This is a genomic window from Saccharopolyspora sp. NPDC050642 (assembly GCF_040654735.1).
GTDB classification, from domain to species: Bacteria; Actinomycetota; Actinomycetes; order Mycobacteriales; family Pseudonocardiaceae; genus Saccharopolyspora; species Saccharopolyspora elongata.
This window is the reverse complement of sequence record NZ_JBFAIN010000062.1, coordinates 1-13,185: the sequence shown is the minus strand read 5'-3', so window position 1 is coordinate 13,185 and position 13,185 is coordinate 1. Positions and strand designations below refer to the sequence as shown.

General features: G+C 70.0%; 14 protein-coding genes. 13 read left to right on the top strand and 1 reads right to left on the bottom strand.

Features of this window, described 5'->3' with window-relative positions:
- The first annotated feature begins 82 nt into the window (after positions 1-82).
- The 8 genes from lepB (at position 83) to whiG (ending at position 7,564) form a co-directional block, all read left to right on the top strand.
- A complete protein-coding gene (gene lepB / locus AB0H93_RS42335) occupies positions 83-997 on the top strand; it encodes a signal peptidase I (protein WP_358582147.1) in 915 nt (304 codons plus the stop codon).
- A gap of 7 nt (positions 998-1,004) precedes the next feature.
- Positions 1,005-1,757, top strand: a complete 753-nt coding sequence (locus AB0H93_RS42330; RefSeq protein WP_358582143.1) for a ribonuclease HII — start codon at positions 1,005-1,007, stop codon at positions 1,755-1,757.
- Between the two features lie 33 nt (positions 1,758-1,790).
- Complete coding sequence (locus AB0H93_RS42325) at positions 1,791-2,114, top strand: DUF2469 domain-containing protein (protein ID WP_009943624.1); 324 nt, start codon at positions 1,791-1,793, stop codon at positions 2,112-2,114.
- Positions 2,115-2,459: 345 nt separating this feature from the next.
- Positions 2,460-2,861: a YraN family protein gene (locus tag AB0H93_RS42320; RefSeq protein ID WP_358582140.1), complete on the top strand. Its 402-nt coding sequence runs from the start codon at positions 2,460-2,462 to the stop codon at positions 2,859-2,861.
- Positions 2,862-4,382: a YifB family Mg chelatase-like AAA ATPase gene (locus AB0H93_RS42315; protein WP_358582138.1), complete on the top strand. Its 1,521-nt coding sequence runs from the start codon at positions 2,862-2,864 to the stop codon at positions 4,380-4,382.
- Positions 4,382-5,542, top strand: a complete 1,161-nt coding sequence (gene dprA / locus AB0H93_RS42310) for a DNA-processing protein DprA (protein WP_358582187.1) — start codon at positions 4,382-4,384, stop codon at positions 5,540-5,542. Before AB0H93_RS42315 ends, dprA begins: the two co-directional genes overlap by 1 nt.
- Before the next feature lie 113 nt (positions 5,543-5,655).
- Complete coding sequence (locus tag AB0H93_RS42305) at positions 5,656-6,630, top strand: tyrosine recombinase XerC (protein WP_358582184.1); 975 nt, start codon at positions 5,656-5,658, stop codon at positions 6,628-6,630.
- Entirely contained in the window at positions 6,605-7,564 is a 960-nt protein-coding gene (whiG, locus tag AB0H93_RS42300; RefSeq protein WP_358582135.1) for an RNA polymerase sigma factor WhiG, read from the top strand. Before AB0H93_RS42305 ends, whiG begins: the two co-directional genes overlap by 26 nt.
- Positions 7,565-7,624: 60 nt before the next feature.
- Here whiG and AB0H93_RS42295 read toward each other — a convergent pair whose 3' ends face one another.
- The gene (locus tag AB0H93_RS42295) at positions 7,625-8,194 is read right to left on the bottom strand and encodes a M23 family metallopeptidase (protein ID WP_358582133.1); all 570 of its coding nucleotides are present in this window, start codon (positions 8,192-8,194) and stop codon (positions 7,625-7,627) included.
- A 404-nt stretch (positions 8,195-8,598) separates the two neighbouring features.
- Between AB0H93_RS42295 and rpsB the strand changes: the two genes are divergently transcribed.
- From rpsB to AB0H93_RS42270, 5 genes are all read left to right on the top strand, one after another.
- The gene (rpsB, locus tag AB0H93_RS42290) at positions 8,599-9,447 is read left to right on the top strand and encodes a 30S ribosomal protein S2 (protein WP_132484898.1); all 849 of its coding nucleotides are present in this window, start codon (positions 8,599-8,601) and stop codon (positions 9,445-9,447) included.
- A 190-nt stretch (positions 9,448-9,637) separates the two neighbouring features.
- On the top strand, positions 9,638-10,453 hold the full coding sequence (tsf, locus tag AB0H93_RS42285; protein WP_132484900.1) for a translation elongation factor Ts: 816 nt from the start codon (positions 9,638-9,640) through the stop codon (positions 10,451-10,453).
- 241 nt (positions 10,454-10,694) lie between these two features.
- Positions 10,695-11,441 (top strand): UMP kinase, encoded by a 747-nt coding sequence (gene pyrH, locus AB0H93_RS42280; protein ID WP_093262788.1) that lies wholly within the window; start codon positions 10,695-10,697, stop codon positions 11,439-11,441.
- A gap of 163 nt (positions 11,442-11,604) precedes the next feature.
- Positions 11,605-12,162, top strand: a complete 558-nt coding sequence (frr, locus tag AB0H93_RS42275) for a ribosome recycling factor (protein WP_132484902.1) — start codon at positions 11,605-11,607, stop codon at positions 12,160-12,162.
- Positions 12,163-12,198: 36 nt separating this feature from the next.
- On the top strand, positions 12,199-13,044 hold the full coding sequence (locus AB0H93_RS42270) for a phosphatidate cytidylyltransferase (RefSeq protein ID WP_358582128.1): 846 nt from the start codon (positions 12,199-12,201) through the stop codon (positions 13,042-13,044).
- The last annotated feature ends 141 nt before the right edge of the window (positions 13,045-13,185 follow it).

Here is a 13,185-nt window from a genome sequence, read left to right as displayed (position 1 = left end):
GCGGCGCCGCGAGGCGGTGGAACGGGCCACCGGAGCCGGGGGAGCGCGACGGCGCCCACCGCGGTTCCAGTAGCCTGGCCGGGTGGCCGACGTCATGCGCAGCGGATCAGCGGAAGACCCCCAGGGTGCGGAGCACTCCAGCGGTGCCCCGGACGCGCCGGGTGGCGCTTCCCGCCGCCGCAAGCCCAAGGACAAGAAGAAGGGCTCGTTCTGGCGCGAGCTGCCGATCCTGATCGTCACCGCACTCGTGCTGACGGTGCTCATCCAGGCCTTCCTGGCCAGGGTGTACGTGATCCCGTCGCAGTCGATGGAGCAGACCCTGCACGGGTGCACCGGCTGCAACAACGACCGGGTGCTGGTGGACAAGATCACCTACCGGTTCAGCGATCCGGAGCCGGGCGACGTGGTGGTGTTCCGCGGCCCGCAGCCCTGGGTGCAGAACGAGTTCGAGGCGGACGAGCCGTCCAACCCCGTCGCCGGCTTCTTCCAGGGCGCGGCTTCGCTGCTGGGCTTCGGCGCCCCGGACGAGAAGGACTTCGTCAAGCGAGTGGTCGCCGTCGGCGGTCAGACCGTGGAGTGCTGCGACGCGCAGAACCGGGTGCTGGTCGACGGCAAGCCGCTCAACGAGCCGTACCTGTACTGGGAGCCCGGCCGCGGGGTCGGCCAGGACGAGTTCAAGGCCGTGACGGTCCCGCCGGGTCATCTGTGGGTGATGGGCGACAACCGCAACGACTCGGCGGACTCGCGGGTGCAGGGCGGTGGCGGCACCAACGGTGCGGTGCCGGTCGACAACGTGATCGGCAAGGCTCAGCTGATCGTCCTGCCGCCGACCCGCTGGCAGAGCATTCCGGAGCCGAACCCGCAGACCACCGCGCTGGGCGCGCCCGCCTGGCAGACCGGGGTGCCGTTGGGCGTCGGTTTCGCCGCGGCGTTCCCGACGCTCTGGCTGGGTCGTAGGCTCGTCGGTGTGGTGAAACAGCGACGGTCGTCGGAGTGACGTCGACGTGACGGTGGCGGCGTTCCGGCCGCCGAGGTCGGTGATCCGGCGGAGCAGCGGTAATTGGGCCCTTCAGAGCGCGTTGGACCGCCGGGGCCTCGGGCCGGTGGCAGGTGTGGACGAGGCCGGGCGCGGTGCGTGCGCCGGCCCGCTCGTGGTGGCGGCGTGCGCGCTCCGCCCGGGCGACGCGCGGCGGTTCGACGGGCTGACGGACTCGAAGGTGCTCTCGGAGGCCGACCGGGAGCGCCTGTACGGCCGCATCACCGAGCGTGCCCTGAGCTGGTCGACCATCGTGATCTCGGCCGAGGACGTCGATGCGCTCGGCATCCACGTGGCGAACCTGGAGGGCATGCGGCGGGCGGTCGCGCAGCTGACCCCGCATCCCGGCTACGTGCTGACCGACGGCTTCCGGGTGTCGGGGCTCGCGACGCCCAGCGTGGCCGTGGTGAAGGGCGACCTGGTCGCGGCCTGCGTGGCCGCGGCGTCGGTGCTGGCGAAGGTGACCCGGGACCGGATGATGACCGCGCAGCTGCACACCGAGTTCCCGGACTACGGGTTCGACGAGCACAAGGGGTACAGCACGCCGGTGCACTCGGCCCGGCTGAAGCAGTTCGGCCCCTGCGTCGAGCACCGGTGGTCCTATGCGAACGTGGTGGCCGCGGCGCAGCGGCACGGGATGCGCTCGCCGCGAACCGTGACGAGCAAGCCCGGGTTGTTCGATGCTTCCGACAGGGATGTGGTGGACAATGAGGCGTTGTAGTCCGAACGGCAATGCAGAAGGGCTCGCACAGCGATGAGCGCCGAGGATCTCGAGAAGTACGAGACCGAGATGGAGCTGCAGCTCTACAAGGAGTACCGCGACATCGTCGGGCAGTTCACCTATGTCGTGGAGACGGAACGGCGCTTCTACCTGGCCAACGCGGTGGACGTGCAGGTGCGCAACTCCGACTCGGAGGTCTACTTCGAGGTGGCGATGTCGGACGCGTGGGTGTGGGACATGTACCGCCCGGCGCGGTTCGTCAAGAACGTGCGGGTGATCACGTTCAAGGACGTCAATGTGGAGGAGCTGGACAAACCGGACCTGCGGCTGCCGGAGAGCGGCCCGTTCGGTTCCTGATCCCGGTCTCGAGGAAGCTCGGGCGGCCCGAAATCCGGCCGCCCGAGCTTTTTCATGCGCGCAGGCCGGCCGGTCGTGGCAGCGCCGCAGATTTTGCAAATTGCGCAGTGCGCAAAGCGCTTTTGGTTCGGAAGTGGGCCGTCCCCACTCGTCGGGGTGAGCCGAGTTGTCCACAGGGGATTGATTAGTCCACAGATTCCGGAATATCACTGGATATCGACTTCGCTTCCGGGCACGTTGGATTCATCGACGTGCCCGGAACCGTTGGCGCAGTTGGCGAAACTCGCTCACATGCGCCCGGGGTACCGGCACGGGAAACCTGAATCCCGAACCGAGGAGGAAGCCGTGCGCCGGAAGAAGGTCGTGGGCCAGCTGTCGGATGACGACACCAGGGGCCGCAGACACGCGCTGGGAATCGAAGGGGAGCGGCTGGCGGCCGTGCTCCTGGAACGCCGCGGTCTGACCGTGCTGGACCGGAATTGGCAGTGCCCGCAAGGAGAACTCGACATCGTCGCCACCGACGGCGACACGGTGGTGTGCTGCGAGGTCAAGGCCCGCTCCGGCGTCGACTACGGCGGACCGGAGTACGCGCTCGTGCCGGAGAAGATCAACCGGATCAGGAGCGCGGCCCGGTCCTGGCTGGCCGCGCGCCGATTGGTGGGTTGCCGGGTGCGGTTCGACGTCGTGTCGGTGCTGTGGCCACCGGGCAAGCGCCCCCGCATCAAGCACCTCGAGGGGGTGTTCTAGATGGCGCTGCGGAAGACGTGGGCGGTCGCGCTTTTCGGAGTGGACGGCGCGTTAGTCGAGATCGAAGCCGACGTGCGCAAGGGAGGACTGCCATCGGTGCAGCTCCTCGGGCTGCCCGACACGGCCCTGCAGGAGTCGAAGAACCGGGTGCGCGCGGCGATCCAGAACTGCAAGGAGGACTGGCCGGCCAGCTGCGTGACGCTGGCGTTGTCCCCGGCCGCGATGCCGAAGACCGGCACGTCCTACGACCTGGCGCTGGCCTGCGCGGTGCTGGCGGGGGCGGAACTGGTCCCGCCACACCGGCTGGCGGGCACGGTGCTGTTCGGCGAGCTGGCCCTGGACGGGCGGATCCGGCCGGTCCGCGGGCTGCTGCCGGCGTTGCTGACCGCTCGGCGGGAGGGCATGCGCCGCGCGGTGGTGCCGGCCGACGGGTTGGCCGAGGCGCACCTCGTGGAGGGCATCGACGTGCTCGGCGCCGAACACCTGCGGGACGTGGTGGCCTGGTTGCGCGACCTCGGTGAGCTCGACCGCCGCCCGCCACCGGACACCGAGCCGCCGGCCGAGGACGATGCGCCGGACCTCTCCGACGTGCTCGGCCAGCCGGAGGCGAGGTGGGCCCTGGAGGTCGCCGCGGCGGGCGGCCACCACCTGCTGATGGTCGGGCCGCCGGGCACCGGCAAGACGATGCTGGCCAAGCGCCTGAGCGGGCTGCTGCCGAGCCTGACCGTGCCGGAGGCGCTGGAGGTCACCGCGATCCGCTCGATCGCTGGTGACCTGTCCGAGTCGGCGACGCTGATCCGGACGCCGCCGTTCGTCGCGCCGCACCCCTCTCTGTCGATCCCGGCCCTCATCGGCGGCGGTACCGGGTTGGCGAGGCCGGGGGCGGTCAGCAGGGCGCATCGCGGGGTGCTGCTGCTGGACGAGGCCTGCGAGTTGGGCGCGAAGAGATTGGAGGCGTTGCGCACGGCGCTGGAGGAAGGCGAGGTCCGGCTGGCCCGGCGCGACGGCACGCTGCGCTACCCGGCGCGGTTCCAGCTGGTCCTGGCGACAAACCCGTGCCCGTGCGCGCCGGCTCGGGACCTCGACTGCCAGTGTCCGCCGCAGGTTCGACGGCGCTACCTCGGCAAGCTGTCCGGGCCGCTGCTGGATCGGGTCGACCTGCGGGTCCGGATGCGCCCGATCACCGCGATGACCGTGCCGGCGGGTGCCGAGCCGGAGGGCAGCGCGGTGGTGCGCAAGCGGGTGGAGAACGCGCGAGCGGCGGCCCGGCAGCGGTGGTCCGCGCACGGGTGGCGAACCAACACGGAGGTGCCGGGGCCGGTGCTGCGGCGCGAGTTCGCGCTGCCCGCGGCGGCAACGGCGTTGCTGGACCGCGGGCTGGAGGTCGGCGCGATCACGGCGCGCGGTGCGGATCGGTGCCTGCGCGTCGCCTGGACGCTGGCCGACCTGGACGGCCGGGATCGACCGGATGCGGAGCACGTGGCTGCGGCCTTGGAGTTCCGGGACAGGAGGGCGGCGTGATGGCTCGATGGGCGTCGATGGGGGAGAGGTCGAAGCGGGAACTGCTGGTAGCCAGGGCCTTCCTGGGCGCCGTCGCCGAACCGCCGGCTCCGGCGCTGGCCAGGTTCGTCACGGAGTACGGCCCTTGCCGCGCGGTCGGCCTGATCCAGCGCGAGAAGGCGCCGGCGGATGTCACGGCGGAGGTCGAGGCGCGGCGATGGCACGTTTCGGGTGAACAGCTGCTGGTGGCGGCCGAGGCCGCCGGTGTCCGGCTGGTCGTGCCGGAGGCCCCGGAGTGGCCGCGAGAGGCGTTCGACGGCCTGTTCGGGGCGAGATCGGTCGACCTGCCGGGGATGGCCGAGCCGATCGCGCTGTGGGTCCGCGGCAAGGCGGCGCTGGCCGAGGCGGCGGAGCAAGCGGTGGCCATCGTCGGCGCCAGGGCCGCCACCGGCTACGGCGAGCACGTGGCGGCGGAGTTCGGCCACGGGCTGGCGACGGCGGGGTTCACGGTGGCTTCCGGGGCGGCGTACGGAATCGACGGCGCCGCGCATCGGGGCGCGCTCGCCGCGGGCGGCCTGACGGTGGCGTTCCTCGCCTGCGGCGTCGACGTCGACTACCCGGCCGGGCACGGCAGGTTGCTGCGCGCCATCGCCGAACAGGGCGCCGTCGTGAGCGAGTATCCGCTCGGCACGCCGCCGCGGAAGCACCGCTTCCTGGTGCGCAACAGGCTGATCGCGTCGTTCGGCAGCGCGACGGTGGTGGTCGAGGCGGGCGCGCGCAGCGGCGCCGCCAACACCGCGCACACCGCGGATGCCTTGGGAAGGCCCGTGCTGGCCGTGCCCGGGCCGGTGACCTCGAAGAATTCCGTTGGTTGCCACGGGATGGTGCGGTCCGGTCAGGCCGTGCTGGTCACCCGAACACAGGAGGTCCTGGAAGCGCTGAGCCCGCTCGGCGCGCAACTGCCGGTGGAAATCCCCGCCCAGTCGCGCCGGACCGACGCGCTGCATCCGGATGCGCGGCGCCTGCACGATGCGCTGACCGGCATCGATTGCGCCAGCGCGGACGAGCTGGCGCGGGATTCGGGGCTGCCGCTGGGCAAAGTCCGGGCGCTGTTGCCGGAGCTGGAGCTGGCCGGGTTCGTGGCGCGATCCGAACGGGGGTGGTCGATGACGGGGTCATGACGTCGAAGCAGACGAGCCTCCCGTCACGCAAGATGATTCGCATACCGGTCAAGTGATCATGATTCGGCGTGGCGATGCTTGACCGACGCCGGTGGAACGGCCAGCTTCGATACATGGCCCGCACACGTTCCGCCGAACCGCGAAGACCGGATCTTCGCGCGGCTCGGGCGAAACTGCCCGAGCCGCTCGGAACCGCGGTCGACGCGTTCGAACGACACCTCGCCGCGGAACGCGGGTTATCCGCGCACACCGTTCGCGGATACATCGGCGACATCGTCTCGTTGCTGGGGCACCTCGTCGGCTCGGCCGACGATGCAACCCTTGCTGCGCTGGACGTTTCCGTCCTGCGGGAATGGCTTTCGGTGCAACACGCGCATGGCGTGAGCCGGGCGACGCTCGCCCGGCGGACCGCGTCGGCCCGCACCTTCACCGGGTGGGCGTTCCGCGCCGGGCTGCTGCCCGTCGATCCGGGCCCGCGGCTCGCGGTTCCGTCGAAGCAGCGGAAACTGCCCGCCGTGCTGCGCGTTGACCAGGCAGGTTCGGCGATGCAGGCTTCGGCGGTGGGCGCGGAACAGGGGGACCCGGTGGCCTTGCGGGACCACGCGGTGCTCGAACTGCTGTATGCCACCGGAATCCGCGTCGCCGAGCTCTGCGGGCTGGACGTCGACGACGTCGATCGCGAGCGCCGGCTGGTCCGCGTGATCGGCAAGGGTGACAAAGAACGCGCTGTGCCGTTCGGCGTACCGGCGGATCAGGCGCTCGGCCGCTGGCTTTCCACTGGTCGGCCGAGCGTGGTCCGGGAATCGTCGGGCGCCGCGTTGTTCCTGGGTGTCCGAGGTGGACGGCTCGACCCGCGTGCGGTGCGCCGCACCGTCCACGACGCGGTCGGCGTGGTTTCCGGTGCCCCGGACATCGGTCCACATGGGCTACGTCACTCGGCTGCGACCCATTTGCTGGAAGGCGGTGCGGACCTCCGTAGCGTTCAGGAGTTGCTTGGTCACGCTACGCTCGCAACGACCCAGCTTTACACCCACGTGACCGTTGAACGGCTGAAGGCGATCCATGACCGAACCCACCCCCGTTCCTGACCACACCGGGGGCGGCGCCGACACGGTGGCCGCGAGATCGACCTCGGTACCGGTGACTGCCCGTGACCAAGGCGGTGGAACCAACGGCCACGTCGGTGACCGCCTCGCGCGCCGGCTGTCCGTGGCGACCGCCGCGCCTGCCGGGCCGGCCGCGTGCAGGGACCAGCGCAGCGGAGACGAGGTCGAGGCCGGGATAGTCGCGCTGTGGCAGGCATTCGGCCAGCGCCGCGACCAGGAACTGCGCGACCGGCTGGTGCTGCACTACGCGCCGCTGGTCAAGTACGTGGCGGGCCGCGTCGGAACCGGGCTGCCGTCGCACGTCGAGGTCTCCGACCTGATCCAGTCCGGGATCTTCGGACTGGTCGACGCGATCGAGAAGTTCGAACCGGAACGCGGCCTGAAGTTCGAGACGTACGCCATGCAGCGCATCCGCGGCGCCATCCTCGACGACCTGCGAGCCCAGGACTGGGTGCCGAGGTCGGTGCGCAGCCGAGCCCGCGATGTGGAGCGGGCGCTGGAGCGCCTGGAGGCGAAGCTGCAGCGCACCGCGACCGATGCGGAACTGGCCAGCGAGCTCGAACTATCGCTCGACGAGCTGCGCGAGCTGTTCGCGCAGCTGCAGATGACCAGCGTGATCGCGCTCGACGACCTGATCGGCGCAGGAACGGCGCAGGCGTCGCTGGCCGAAACGCTGCCCGACGACCGGGCCGAAGACCCGGTCGCGGCCCTGGTGGACCGGGACAGCCGGCGCCAGCTGGCCGAGGCGGTGGAGCGGCTCAGCGAGCGCGACCGCGTGGTGGTGACCCTCTACTACTTCGAGAACCTGACGCTGGCCGAGATCGGGAAGGTGCTCGGCGTCACCGAATCGCGGGTCTGCCAGCTGCACACCCGCGCGGTCCTGCGCCTGCGCACCAAGCTCACCGAACAGGCCTGATCGGCGACTCGGCGGGGACCGACGCGCCGGTCCCCGCCGAAGAACGCCACGGCACCGGTGTCACCGCCACGGCTTGAGCCGGACGTGGCCGAACCCGAGCAGGCGCAGCGGGTCGAGGTAGTTCAGGCGTTGCCGAGCGCCCCAGTGCAGGCAGGCCAGCGGCGGCTCGGCGGAGCACTCCGGATGTCCCGGTTCCAGGTGGCCGATCGGCTGCCCACGGGTGACCTGGTCGCCGACCGAGACGCCCGGCGCGACCGGCTCGTAGGTGGTGCGCAGGCCGCCGGCGTGCTCGATGGAGACCAGGTTCCGGTCCACCATCCAGCCCGCGTAGACGACCACGCCGTCCCCGGCGGCCAGCACCGGTTGGCCGACCTCGCCTGCGAGGTCGACGCCCCGGTGACCCGGGCCGAAGGCGTGTGCCGGCGCCTCGAAGGGGCGAACGACGGCGGGAGGCGGCGCCAGCGGCCAGCCGAACAACGCGTTCGCCGAAGGCGAGGCGCGCAGTGGTGCGCCAGGCATCGGCAGTGCCGGCTCCGCGGCAGGCAGCCCGCGGGGCGGTTCGAGTCCTGCGGGGAGGCCGAGGGATGCGGTGGCGCCGCAGCAGACGAGTGTGGAGATCAACAAGCGCATGGTGCAACGGTGGCCGCCGGCGGTCCAGGTGAACAGGGGGAAACCCAGATCTGTGGACAAACCAGGCCGCTGTGGACAACTCGCAGTCCACGATCGGGTCAGCCGGGACGTCCAGTACACTGTCAGCGCGGTTTCGTGTCCGCACGGACCGACTTCGCGTGCCCGCACGCCATGCCTGCGCAAGTGGCTCGACCTCGCGGTCGACCACTGAGCGGAACAGTACCGAGTTCAACGCCTCGGATGCTGCTGCTCTCGCAGGGTGCCGGTGCTCCCGCGGTCCCGAGCTCGTCGAGCGAGGGTGGGGGCGACCGGGCGGGTACCAGGGCGACGGACCACCCGGTCTGTCGCGGCAACCGAATCGCGCGCCAACCGGCGCGCCCGACTCAAGAGGTGCGAACCAGGCCATGGCCGTCGTCACCATGAAGCAGCTGCTCGACAGCGGCGTGCACTTCGGGCATCAGACCCGGCGCTGGAACCCGAAGATGAAGCGCTACATCTTCACCGAGCGCAACGGCATCTACATCATTGACCTGCAGCAGACGCTGACCTACATCGACGGGGCGTTCGACTTCGTCAAGCAGACGGTCGCGCACGGCGGGACGATCCTGTTCGTCGGCACCAAGAAGCAGGCGCAGGAAGCGATCGCCGAGCAGGCCCTGCGGGTCGGCATGCCGTTCGTGAACCAGCGCTGGCTGGGTGGCATGCTCACCAACTTCCAGACCGTCCACAAGCGTCTGCAGCGTCTCAAGGAACTCGAGACCATGGAGCAGACCGGGGGCTTCGAGGGCCGCACCAAGAAGGAAATCTTGATGCTGACCCGCGAGAAGGACAAGCTCGAGAAGACCCTCGGCGGTATCCGCGACATGAGCAAGGTGCCCAGCGCCGTGTGGATCGTGGACACCAAGAAGGAGCACATCGCCGTCGGTGAGGCCCGGAAGCTGGGCATCCCGGTCGTCGCGATCCTGGACACCAACTGCGACCCGGACGAGGTCGACTACCCGATCCCGGGCAACGACGACGCGATCCGCTCCGCCGCTCTGCTGACCCGCGTGGTCGCCGATGGTGTCGCCCAGGGCCTGATGGCCCGCAGTGGCCGCACCAACGGTGCCCCGGAGGGTGAGGAGAAGCCGGCCGGTGGCGAGCCGCTGGCCGAGTGGGAGAAGGAGCTGCTGGCCGGCTCCGGCCAGGCAGCCGGCTCCGGCCAGGCCGCCGAAGCCACCACCGAGGGCGGCGAGCAGGCCGCGCAGTCCTGAGTCCGCTTGCCGCGCGCCGGTCGTGAAGATCGGCGCGCGGCGCGGTCCGGCTACCCGTCAGACGATCTGGCGGGTGCCACCCGGGCCGGGTTCGCATCCCTGCTGAGCTGCTTGAACGCCACGGGACGCGGCCCGGCCGATGTCTGCAAGACCTTCGAAGCTGCGTACTAAGAGGGACGGATAACGCACGATGGCGAACTTCAGTGCGGCCGACGTCAAGCGTCTTCGCGAGCTGACCGGCGCCGGCATGATGGACTGCAAGAAGGCTCTTGAGCAGGCCGACGGCGACTTCGACAAGGCCGTCGAGAGCCTGCGCATCAAGGGCGCCAAGGACGTCGGCAAGCGCGCCGAGCGCGCCACCGCCGAGGGCCTGGTCGCCGCCGACGGCGGTGTGCTGATCGAGCTGAACAGCGAGACCGACTTCGTCGCCAAGAACGACGAGTTCATCGAGCTGGCCAACAAGATCGTCGCCGCGGTCAAGGCCGCCGGTGCCGGTGACCTGGAAGCCGCCCTGGCGGCCCCGCTGGACGGCAAGACCGTCTCCGAGGTCATCCAGGAGCTGTCGGCCAAGATCGGCGAGAAGCTCGAGCTGCGCCGCGTCGCCAAGTTCGACGGCGAGGTGGCCACCTACCTGCACCGCCGCTCCGCGGACCTGCCCCCGGCGGTCGGCGTGCTGGTCGAGTTCACCGGTGGCAACGCGGACGCCGCGCGCGGTGCCGCGATGCAGGTCGCCGCGCTCAAGCCGAAGTACCTGAGCCGCGACGACGTCCCGGCGGACATCGTCGCCAACGAGCGGCGCATCGCCGAGGAGACCGCGAAGGCCGAGGGCAAGCCGGAGCAGGCGCTGCCGAAGATCGTCGAGGGTCGCCTGAACGGGTTCTTCAAGGAGAACGCGCTGCTGGACCAGCCGTCCGTGCAGGAGAACAAGAAGACCGTCAAGGCGCTGCTCGACGAGGCCGGCGTCACCGTCACCGGTTTCGTCCGGTTCGAGGTCGGCCAGGCCTGACCGGTCGCTGTTCGGCGGCATGCCGGGCGGCACCCCGATCAGGTGGTGCGCCGCCGGTTCACCGGGTGAGGTGAAACCGGTGGGGACCCGGCGGCCGCGACTCACGGCATCAGCGCCCCGCCTTCGTTCGCAAGGCGGGGCGCTTTCGCAAGATCACGGCGCCGGAACCCGGTGCCGCTGTCGGCGAGCGGAGCGATCCGCGCAAACTTAGAGCGAAACCGAACTTCGCGGGAGGAATCCAGTGACCGACGGCCCAGCGCACCGCGGCTACAGCCGGGTGCTGCTCAAATTGGGCGGCGAGATGTTCGGCGGGGGCAGCGTCGGGATCGACCCGAACGTGGTCGGCGCGGTGGCCCGGCAGATCGCCGAGATCGTCGCCGATGGCGTCGAGGTGGCCATCGTGATCGGCGGCGGCAACTTCTTCCGCGGTGCCGAACTGCAGCAGCGCGGCATGGAACGCGCGCGCGGTGACTACATGGCGATGCTGGGCACCGTGATGAACTGCCTGGCACTGCAGGACTTCCTGGAGCGCGAGCACGGCATCGACACCCGGGTGATGACCGCGATCACCATGGGGCAGGTCGCCGAGCCCTACATTCCGCGGCGCGCGATGCGGCACATGGAGAAGGGCCGCGTGGTCATCTTCGGCGCCGGCACCGGCATGCCGTACTTCTCCACCGACACCACCGCGGCGCAGCGGGCGCTGGAGATCGGCTGCGAGGTGGTGCTGATGGCCAAGGCGGTCGACGGCGTCTACACCGCCGACCCGAAGACCACCCCGGACGCGCAGCTGTTCGACAGGATCACGCACCGCGAGGTACTGGAGCGCGGGCTGAAGGTCGCCGACGCGACCGCCTTCAGCCTGTGCATGGACAACCACATGCCGATCCTGGTGTTCAACCTGCTGGAGGAAGGCAACATCGCCCGAGCCGTCGGCGGTGAGAAGATCGGCACGCTGGTCAGCACCCCGGCCGAGCAGCAGGCCTGAGCGACGCGCATTCGAGGTCGTGCCGGGTGACCACCTGAGCGACCCGGCACGTTGCCTCACCAAGGGTGCTGGAATCCTGATCTGGGGTGGCCCGCCCTGGGGCGGCGCTGCGCAGCAGGCGACACTACGAATGTCCACCGGTCGGCAGACTTAAGGAGCAGCCGTGATCGACGAAGCTCTTCTCGAAGGCGAGGAGAAGATGCAAAAGGCGGTGGAGGTGGCCAAGGACGATCTGGCCACCGTCCGCACCGGTCGTGCGAACCCCGCGATGTTCTCCAGCATCGTCGTCGACTACTACGGTTCGCCGACGCCGTTGAACCAGCTCGCCAGCGTCTCCGTGCCGGAGGCGCGGCTGGTGGTCATCAAGCCGTACGACGCCAGCCAGCTGGCGGCGATGGAGAAGGCCATCCGCGACTCCGACCTCGGCGTGAACCCGTCCAACGACGGCCAGCTCATCCGGGTCGCGATTCCGCAGATGACGGAGGAGCGCCGCAAGGAGATGGTCAAGCTCGCCAAGCACAAGGGCGAGGAAGGCAAGATCACCATCCGGGGCATCCGCCGCAAGGTCAAGGAAGAGATCGACCGGATCGTCAAGGACGGCGAGGCCGGCGAGGACGAGGGCACCCGCGCCGAGAAGGAGCTGGAGAACCTCACGCACCGCTTCACCGGCCAGATCGACGAGCTGGTCAAGCACAAGGAAGCAGAACTTCTCGAGGTCTGAGTGGTGACGGCCGGCCAATGCGAAGGTGAGTCCGGAATGTCCGCAGACAGCCCGGACCCGCCTTCGCGTCCTTCCCGGGCCGGACGCGATCTCCGTGCCGCCATCGGCGTCGGGGTAGTGCTCGGTGCCGCGATCATCCTTTCGCTGCTGATGGTGCGGTTCGTATTCATCGGCATCGTCGCCGCCGCGGTGGCGGTGTCCACCGTCGAGCTGGCGAACGCGCTCAAGCGCGGTGCCGACATCCGCATCTCGCTGGTCCCAGTGCTGGTGGGCGGGCAGGCGATGTTGTGGCTGTCCTGGCCGTTCGGCCTGCGCGGAACGCTGGTGGCGTTCGTCATCACCGTGCTGGCGTGCCTGGCGTGGCGGTTCCGGCACGGCGTCGACGGCTACGTGCGGGACGTGACCGCATCGGTGTTCACCGCGGCCTACGTGCCGTTGTTCGCCGCGTTCGCGGCGATGCTGGTGCGGCCGGAGGACGGTGCCTTCCGGGCGCTGTGCTTCATGATCGGCGTCGTCGCCTCGGACACCGGTGGCTACGCGTTCGGCGTGCTGTTCGGCAAGCACCCGATGGCGCCGAAGATCAGCCCGAAGAAGTCCTGGGAGGGCTTCGGCGGGTCGATGCTGGTCGGCGTGGTGGCCGGGGTCCTCTCGGTGACCCTGATGCTCGACGGCCAGTGGTGGCAGGGCGCGCTGTTCGGGGCTGCGCTGGTGTGCACCTCGACGCTGGGCGACCTGATGGAGTCGCTGATCAAGCGCGACCTCGGCATCAAGGACATGGGCAACCTGCTGCCCGGGCACGGCGGCCTGATGGACCGGATGGATTCCCTGCTGCCGTCGGCCGCGGCCGCCTGGATGATGCTCTTCTGGCTCGTCCCGGGCTGAGGACCCCCGGCTCGGGGGTGCGCAATTTCAATGGAAATCGGACCTTCGATTTCCATTGAGGTGATCTCAGTGGGGGTTATGTGTAGCCGTGTTCGTGGTGGGTGAGGACGAGTGCGGCTTGGACGATGTCGCCGATTTTGC

Excerpts from the sequence above, each read along its gene's own strand:
- AB0H93_RS42305 (WP_358582184.1), top strand. The coding sequence starts at position 5,656 with ATGGCCCGCACACGTTCCGCCGAACCGCGAAGACCGGATCTTCGCGCG.
- AB0H93_RS42325 (WP_009943624.1), top strand. The coding sequence starts at position 1,791 with ATGAGCGCCGAGGATCTCGAGAAGTACGAGACCGAGATGGAGCTGCAG.
- tsf (WP_132484900.1), top strand. The coding sequence starts at position 9,638 with ATGGCGAACTTCAGTGCGGCCGACGTCAAGCGTCTTCGCGAGCTGACC.
- AB0H93_RS42295 (WP_358582133.1), bottom strand. The coding sequence starts at position 8,194 with ATGCGCTTGTTGATCTCCACACTCGTCTGCTGCGGCGCCACCGCATCC.
- AB0H93_RS42315 (WP_358582138.1), top strand. The coding sequence starts at position 2,862 with ATGGCGCTGCGGAAGACGTGGGCGGTCGCGCTTTTCGGAGTGGACGGC.
- rpsB (WP_132484898.1), top strand. The coding sequence starts at position 8,599 with ATGGCCGTCGTCACCATGAAGCAGCTGCTCGACAGCGGCGTGCACTTC.
- whiG (WP_358582135.1), top strand. The coding sequence starts at position 6,605 with ATGACCGAACCCACCCCCGTTCCTGACCACACCGGGGGCGGCGCCGAC.
- dprA (WP_358582187.1), top strand. The coding sequence starts at position 4,382 with ATGGCTCGATGGGCGTCGATGGGGGAGAGGTCGAAGCGGGAACTGCTG.
- AB0H93_RS42270 (WP_358582128.1), top strand. The coding sequence starts at position 12,199 with ATGTCCGCAGACAGCCCGGACCCGCCTTCGCGTCCTTCCCGGGCCGGA.